The sequence below is a fragment of the Pseudomonas sp. NPDC088885 genome, from assembly GCF_044750025.1.
GTDB classification, from domain to species: Bacteria; Pseudomonadota; Gammaproteobacteria; order Pseudomonadales; family Pseudomonadaceae; genus Aquipseudomonas; species Aquipseudomonas rustica.
On sequence record NZ_JBIVJB010000112.1, the window covers coordinates 1 to 8,051 of the forward strand.

Consider the following 8,051-nt stretch of genomic DNA (forward strand, 5'->3'; position numbering starts at 1 on the left):
CAGAAAGGGCAGGAGCGCCGCGCAGGATCAACATCTTCGGGACAGCCTCGGGAAGGGGTGTGCTTTGAGGCCGTGCATTCTAGCCTAAACCGCCCTCAACATCACCCGAAACGCTACGCACGGTTGCACTCGGGTATCAATCTGTGTTTCCGACTCCGGAGTCAGGTAAATCGGCGGTTTGAGAGCTGCTTATTTTTACTGTAACAAAAACCCGCGAAGCCCCGTTCCTGCTGGGTTTCGTGCGATTTTGTGACGGCCAGCAGAGTCATCCTGCACTGTCGAGATATGGCGCCAGTGGCCGTTTGCGTATACTGCGCACATGTTTTTCCCAACGGCTTTGCGTCCGCGGTACGCCAAATGGCTGATCGCAACCGGACTCTTCCTGATGCTCAGTGGCTGTGTTGATAAACCCAACACGCTGGAGCGCATAAAGGAGGATGGTGTGCTGCGCGTGATTACACGCAACAGCCCCGCCACCTACTTTCAGGATCGCAGCGGTGAAACCGGCTTCGAATACGAGCTGGTGAAGCGCTTCGCCGACGATTTGGGGGTCGAGCTGAAGATCGAGACCGCCGACAACCTCGACGATCTTTTCAATCAGATCGGCAAACCCAACGGCCCGGTACTCGCCGCCGCCGGTCTGGTCAGCAGCGAGCATCGCAAGCAACAGGTGCGTTTCTCCCACTCTTATTTAGAAGTCACCCCGCAGATCATTTATCGCAACGGCCAGTCGCGCCCTACCGACGCCGGCGATCTGGTCGGCAAGAAGATCATGGTGCTCAAGGGCAGCACCCACGCCGAGCAACTGGCGGAGCTGAAAAAGAAATTCCCCGGCATTGAATACGAAGAATCCGACGCGGTTGAAGTGGTCGATCTGCTGCGCATGGTCGATGAAGGCCAGATCGACCTGACCCTCGTCGATTCCAACGAAGTGGCGATGAACCAGGTGTACTTCACCAACATCCGCGTCGCCTTCGACCTTGGCGATGCCAGCAACCAGAGCTGGGCCGTGGCCCCGGGCGAAGACAACAGCCTGCTCAACGAGATCAACGCGTATCTGGACAAGGTGCAAAAGAATGGCACCCTGCAACGCCTGAAAGATCGCTACTACGGCCACGTTGACGTACTCGGTTACATGGGCGCGACCACCTTCGCCCAGCACTTGCAGCAGCGCTTGCCAAAGTACGAACAGCACTTCAAGAATTACGCGAAGAAAGAGAAAGTCGACTGGCGTCTGCTGGCGGCGATCGGTTATCAGGAATCGCTGTGGCAACCGACGGTCACCTCGAAAACCGGTGTGCGCGGGCTGATGATGCTGACGCAGAACACCGCGCAGGCGATGGGCGTGTCGAACCGACTTGATCCGAAACAGAGCATCATGGGCGGCGCCAAGTACCTGGCTTATATGAAGGATCAGCTCGACGATTCGATCAAGGAACCGGATCGCACGTGGTTCGCCCTCGCGGCGTACAACGTCGGCAGCGGCCACCTCGATGACGCGCGCAAACTGACCGCCAAAGAAGGTTTGAATCCGGACAAGTGGCTGGACGTGAAGAAGATCCTGCCGCGTCTGGCGCAGAAACAGTGGTACAGCAAAACCCGTTACGGCTATGCCCGGGGCGGCGAACCGGTGCATTTTGTGGCGAACATTCGTCGTTATTACGACATTCTGACCTGGGTGACGCAGCCGCAGCTTGAGGGTGATCAAGTGGCTGAGGGCAATCTGCATGTGCCTGGCATCGACAAGTCAAAACCCGCTCAAGAACCTGCCCCGCTTTAAAAGCAAAAGATCGCAGCCTTCGGCAGCTCCTACAGGGTTATGTGTACACCTGTAGGAGCTGCCGAAGGCTGCGATCTTTTGATCTTAGCCCTTGAGCGCAGCAGCCAGTATCAGCGCTTTCATCTCGGACACAGCGGACTTGAAGCCGACGAACAACGCATGCGCCACCAGCGCATGGCCGATGTTCAGCTCGTTGATCCCTTTGATCGCCGCCACCGCCTCAACGTTGTGGTAATGCAGGCCATGGCCGGCATTGACGATTAAACCCTGCGCCAAACCAAACGCCACGCCATCCGCAACGCGCTGCAGTTCTTCAGCCACTTCCGTCGGGGTTTCAGCATCGGCATAACGCCCGGTGTGCAGTTCGATCGCCGGTGCGCCAACGCGCTTCGACGCTGCAATCTGCCGCTCATCAGCATCGATGAACAGCGACACTTCGCTGCCGATCTTCGACAGACGCTCAACCGCAGCCTTGATCCGTTCTTCCTGCCCCGCGACATCCAGACCGCCCTCGGTGGTCAGTTCCTGACGGGTTTCCGGCACCAGGCAGATGTGCGCCGGACGAATGCGCTCAGCGAACGCCATCATTTCTTCGGTGATGCCCATTTCGAAGTTCATGCGGGTTTGCAGCACATCCTTGAGCAGCAGTACGTCGCGCTCCTGAATGTGCCGGCGGTCTTCTCGCAGGTGAACAGTGATGCCATCAGCGCCCGCCTCTTCCGCGTCCAACGCAGCCTTGACCGGATCCGGATAGCGCGTACCACGGGCCTGACGCAGGGTGGCGACGTGGTCGATGTTCACGCCAAGAAGAATGCGATTGCTGGTGGTCACGGGTGCGCGCTCCTGAAGAAAAAGATTCGGCGCACAGCATACACGGTGAAGGGTCTGTTTACGTCTGGGCGCGGCGGCAACGGGATGCTGGCTGAGTGCAGGGCAAGGCGCGAGGAACGAAGTTTGGTTGCGCCAAATGAGTTCCGAGCAACGCGGCCCTGCGCGCAGCCAGCGCCCGTTGCGCCGCGTCCAGACGTAAACAGACCCTTAGGGCTTGCGAAACAGCTCGCGACTAACGAGAGGACGGCCGCCCAAGTGGACGGCGAGGGCTTGGCGCATCAGGCGCTTGGCTGCGGAGAGTGCGCCCGGTGCAGTCCAGTCGGCTTCGGCCATGGCGAGTAATTCGACGCCGTTGAACAGGCCGGGTTGCAGCAGAAAAACGCGCTCCAGGCCGGCATCCACTTGCAGGCGATAGAGGCCGTCTTCGGCTATCGATTCGCCGTGGATATCGGTGTTCAGCGAGAAGCCATAACCGAGATCATCCAGCAAACGCCATTCGAAGGAACGCAGCAGCGGCTCCAGCGGCCGACCTTCGGCCAATGCCAGCAAGGTCGCGGCGTAGTGATCGAATACACCGGGGTGTGGATCCTCAGCAGGGAGCAAACGGATCAGCAGTTCATTGAGATAGAGTCCGCTGAACAGCGCCTCACCATTGAGCCACGCCGAAGTGCCGGCACTTTCCATGCGCCCGACATTCTTCAGCTCGCCCTTGCCGCGAAACTCGACTTCCAGCGACACGAACGGCCGGGCCAACGTCCCGGCCTTGCCCCGCGCACTGCGCAACACCGCCCGCAGCCGACCTTGCGGCGTGAGGAAATCCACCAAGGCACTGGTTTCGCGATAGGCGCGAGAGTGCAGGACGTAGGCGGGTTGGGCGGGAGGTGGGGTTTGCGACATTGAGTTCTCGATGAAGAAACGCAGTTTTACACACAACCTAAAACCACTGTGGGAGCGAGCCTGCTCGCGAAGGCGGAGTGACAATCAACATCAAGGCTGAATGTTACATCCTCTTCGCGAGCAGGCTCGCTCCCACAGTGGGTATCGGTGGTCTCTGGTTCGGTGATTACAGGTCGCCGTAACCCAGCGAACGCAATGCACGCTCGTCGTCGGACCAGCCGCCCTTCACCTTGACCCACAGGTTGAGCATGATCTTGGAGTCGAACAGCAGCTCCATGTCCTTGCGCGCTTCGGTGCCGATGCGTTTGATGCGCTCGCCCTTGTCGCCGATGATGATCTTCTTCTGGCCATCACGCTCGACGAGGATCAAGGCGTGAATGTGCAGGGTCTTGCCCTGCTGCTTGAATTCTTCGATCTCGACGGTGATCTGGTACGGCAGCTCGGCGCCCATCTGGCGCATGATTTTCTCGCGCACCAGTTCGGCGGCAAGGAAACGGCTGCTGCGGTCGGTGATCTGGTCTTCCGGGAAGAAGTGATCATTTTCCGGCAGGTGGTTGGCAATCACCTTTTCCAGCGCTTCAAGGTTGTGCCCGTGTTGCGCCGAAATCGGAATGATCTGCGCGTTCGGCAGCTGTTCCTGCAACCACGACAAGTGCGGCATCAGCTCGGCCTTGTCTTCGATGCGATCGGTCTTGTTCAGTGCGACGATCAGCGGGCCGGTCACGTACTGCACGCGCTCCAGAACCATCTGGTCTTCGTCGGTCCACTTGGTGCGATCGACCACGAAGATCACCACGTCGACGTCTTTCAACGCCGCCGAAGCGGTCTTGTTCATGTAGCGGTTCAACGCCTTTTCGCCACCCTTGTGCATGCCCGGGGTGTCGACGTAGATCGCTTGCACGTCACCCTCGGTCTTGATCCCGAGCATGTTGTGGCGAGTGGTCTGCGGCTTGCGCGAGGTGATCGCGAGCTTCTGGCCCAGGATGTGGTTCAGCCGCGTGGACTTGCCCACGTTGGGACGGCCGACGATGGCAACATAGCCACAGCGAGTTGCGTTTGTATCAGTCATTGCCATTCTCCACGCCCAGGGCAATCAGTGCTGCGGCGGCCGCTACCTGTTCGGCAATACGACGACTCACACCCTGACCTCGGCTTTTTTCATTCAGTAAGACAACTTCGCACTCGACGAAGAAGGTTCGGCAGTGCGGCTCGCCCTGGATATCCACCACTTCGTAGCGTGGCAAATCGCAACCGCGCGATTGCAGGTGTTCCTGCAGGCGGGTTTTCGGATCCTTGTTGGTGTCGACCAGGGTCAGACCTTCGAACTCGCCAGCGAGCCAGGCCAGGACGCGTTCGCGCGCCATGTCCATGCCGGCATCGAGGTAGATCGCGCCGATCAGGGCTTCGAGGGCATCGGCCAGAATCGATTCGCGACGGAAACCGCCACTCTTCAGTTCACCCGAACCCAGACGCAAATAATCACCAAGGTCGAAACCGCGCGCCAGTACGGCCAGCGTCTCACCTTTTACCAAACGTGCGCGCAAACGCGACAATTGGCCTTCGCGGGCCAGCGGGAAGCGATCGAACAGCGCCTCGCCAGCGACGAAGTTGAGGATGGCATCGCCGAGGAATTCCAGGCGTTCGTTGTTGCGCCCGGCAAAACTGCGGTGCGTGAGGGCCAGCAGCATCAGCTCCTGATCCTTGAAGGTGTAACCGAGCTGTCGCTCGAGACGGCTTAATGAGGCGCTCACGGTTTACCCACGCTGTGTTCAAAGCTGGATTCCACCGCCATCGCCGGGGTACGGCGCGGGCCTGGGACAATTAACGCTGTGTTCAAAAATTACATCCTGAATATCGTTGGCTTCATGCCCCGGAGCCGATTGTGTCGACGCCAGAAATGCATTCGGCGCTGTGTTCAACAGCGCCGTGTGTGATTACTTGATCAGGCCAACCCGCGAGAAATTCGGCAGGTGACTGAGTTTCGGTTCCGGCCAGCTCATCCAGACCGCGAAGGCCTTGCCGACGATATTCTGGTCGGGAACCATGCCCAGCAGATCCTTGGGAATCTTTGGATCATCCCAGTAGCGACTGTCGTTCGAGTTGTCGCGGTTGTCGCCCATCATGAAGTAGTGCCCGGCAGGCACTGTCCACGAACGATCCGGGGTGGCGCGGTAGCGGCTCATTTCCTTGCGGATCAGGTGCTCGGCAGCGCCGAGTTTTTCCTTATAGAGCTCTGCACTGCCCAGGGTGCCCGGCTCGGAGCCGATCATCTGCTCGGCAATCGACTCGCCGTTGACGAACAGATGCTTGTCAGCGGTGTAGCGAATCGTGTCGCCCGGCAGGCCGACTACACGCTTGATGTAGTTGACGTTCGGGTCACTCGGGTAGCGGAACACCATGACATCGCCACGCTGTGGGTCACCGACTTCGATGATTTTCTTGTCGATCACCGGCAGGCGGATCCCGTAAGAAAACTTGTTCACCAGAATGAAGTCGCCGACGTCCAGGGTTGGCTTCATCGAACCGGACGGGATCTGGAACGGTTCCACGAGGAACGAACGCAGCACCAGCACGATGAACAACACCGGAAAGAACGACTTGCCGTATTCAACCAGCAGCGGCTCTTTGTTGAGTTTCTCGACCACCACGACATCTGGCTGACCGACACTGCCCTGATAAGAGGCAATGGCGGCACGCCGACGCGGTGCAAGGATCAACAGATCAAGCAACGCCAACAGGCCGCAGACGAACACGGCGATGACCAGCAACAGCGGGAAATTTAGTGACATAGGACCTAACTATCCAACCTGAGCACTGCAAGGAAGGCTTCTTGTGGAATTTCCACGTTGCCGACCTGCTTCATGCGTTTTTTACCGGCCTTCTGCTTTTCAAGCAGTTTTTTCTTACGGCTAACGTCACCGCCGTAGCACTTGGCCAATACGTTCTTTCTGAGCGCCTTGACGGTTGTCCGTGCCACGATCTGACCGCCAATAGCGGCCTGGATCGCCACGTCGAACATCTGACGAGGAATCAGTTCTTTCATCTTTTCGGTCAACTGGCGACCTTTGTAGTGCGAGTTGTCACGGTGCACGATCAGCGCCAGAGCGTCGACCTTGTCGCCGTTGATCAGCACGTCCAGTTTCACCAGATTAGCCGATTGGTAACGATCGAAATGGTAATCCAGCGAAGCATAGCCGCGGCTGGTGGATTTGAGACGGTCGAAGAAGTCGAGTACCACTTCGTTCATCGGCAAGTCGTAAGTGACCTGCACCTGATTGCCGAGGAACAGCATGTCGACTTGAACGCCACGCTTCTCGATGCACAGGGTGATGACGTTACCCAAGTGCTCCTGCGGCACCAGGATATTGGCGCGCACGATCGGCTCACGCATGTCTTCGATCGACGACACATCCGGTAGCTTGGATGGGTTGTCGACGTAAATTGTTTCACCGGTCTTCAAAACCAGTTCGAAAATTACCGTTGGCGCGGTGGTGATCAGGTCCAGGTCGTACTCGCGCTCGAGGCGCTCCTGGATGATTTCCATGTGCAGCATGCCGAGGAAGCCGCAACGGAAGCCGAAGCCCAGTGCGTCGGAGCTTTCCGGGGTGTATTGCAGCGACGAGTCGTTGAGGGTCAGCTTCTGCAGCGCTTCGCGGAAATCTTCGAAGTCATCGGAGCTGACCGGGAACAGACCGGCGTAAACCTGCGGCTGGATGCGTTTGAAGCCGGGTAGCACTTCAACGTCCGGGGTCGAGTTCAGGGTCAGGGTGTCACCGACCGGTGCACCGTGAATGTCCTTGATGCTGGCGATGATGAAGCCCACTTCGCCGGCCTTCAGGTCAGCAGTAGCGGTGTGCTTCGGGTTGAACACGCCAACGCTGTCGACCAGATGGATCTTGCCGGTGGACTTGACGAGGATCTTGTCGCCCTTCTTCACGCGGCCATGACGCACACGCACCAGGGAGACAACGCCCAGGTAGTTATCGAACCAGGAGTCGATGATCAACGCTTGCAGCGGATCTTCGATGTTGCCGGTCGGCGCAGGAATGGTGTGCACCAGACGCTCGAGCACTTCGTCGACACCCAGGCCGGTTTTGGCGCTGCAGGTGACGGCGTCGGTGGCATCGATGCCGATGATCTTCTCGATTTCGTCTTTGACGCGATCAGGATCAGCCTGTGGCAGGTCGATCTTGTTCAATACCGGCATGACCTCAAGGCCCTGCTCGATGGCGGTGTAGCAGTTGGCCACGGACTGGGCTTCAACGCCTTGACCGGCGTCGACCACCAGCAGTGCACCTTCACACGCGGCCAGGGAACGGCTGACTTCGTAGGTGAAGTCGACGTGGCCCGGGGTGTCAATGAAGTTCAGCTGGTACTTGATACCGTCTTTGGCGGTGTAGTACAGGGTGACGCTGTGGGCCTTGATGGTGATCCCGCGTTCACGTTCCAGATCCATGGAATCCAGTACCTGGGCTTCCATTTCACGCTCGGCCAGGCCGCCGCACATCTGGATGAAGCGATCGGCCAGCGTCGACTTGCCATG

General features: G+C 58.6%; 6 protein-coding genes and 1 pseudogene (1 of these 7 running past the window's edge). 1 reads left to right on the plus strand and 6 read right to left on the minus strand.

Annotated features, from left to right (window positions below):
* Nucleotides 1-319: 319 nt before the first annotated feature.
* A complete protein-coding gene (gene mltF / locus ACIP1X_RS25295; RefSeq protein ID WP_082341386.1) occupies nt 320-1,780 on the plus strand; it encodes a membrane-bound lytic murein transglycosylase MltF in 1,461 nt (486 codons plus the stop codon).
* 84 nt (nt 1,781-1,864) lie between these two features.
* On the opposite strand, the gene pdxJ is transcribed toward mltF, so the two are convergent.
* The 6 genes and pseudogenes from pdxJ to lepA form a co-directional block, all read right to left on the minus strand.
* Nucleotides 1,865-2,611: a pyridoxine 5'-phosphate synthase gene (pdxJ, locus tag ACIP1X_RS25300; RefSeq protein WP_400755637.1), complete on the minus strand. Its 747-nt coding sequence runs from the start codon at nt 2,609-2,611 to the stop codon at nt 1,865-1,867.
* Nucleotides 2,612-2,818: 207 nt separating this feature from the next.
* Entirely contained in the window at nt 2,819-3,508 is a 690-nt protein-coding gene (gene recO, locus ACIP1X_RS25305; RefSeq protein ID WP_400652385.1) for a DNA repair protein RecO, read from the minus strand.
* A gap of 166 nt (nt 3,509-3,674) precedes the next feature.
* Complete coding sequence (era, locus tag ACIP1X_RS25310; RefSeq protein ID WP_400755638.1) at nt 3,675-4,577, minus strand: GTPase Era; 903 nt, start codon at nt 4,575-4,577, stop codon at nt 3,675-3,677.
* Complete coding sequence (rnc, locus tag ACIP1X_RS25315) at nt 4,570-5,259, minus strand: ribonuclease III (RefSeq protein ID WP_053117395.1); 690 nt, start codon at nt 5,257-5,259, stop codon at nt 4,570-4,572. The genes era and rnc overlap by 8 nt, the downstream gene beginning before the upstream one ends.
* A 183-nt stretch (nt 5,260-5,442) precedes the next feature.
* On the minus strand, nt 5,443-6,297 hold the full coding sequence (gene lepB, locus ACIP1X_RS25320; protein ID WP_053117392.1) for a signal peptidase I: 855 nt from the start codon (nt 6,295-6,297) through the stop codon (nt 5,443-5,445).
* Nucleotides 6,298-6,302: 5 nt separating this feature from the next.
* Nucleotides 6,303-8,051: pseudogene (gene lepA / locus ACIP1X_RS25325) on the minus strand (translation elongation factor 4); it runs 41 nt beyond the window's last position.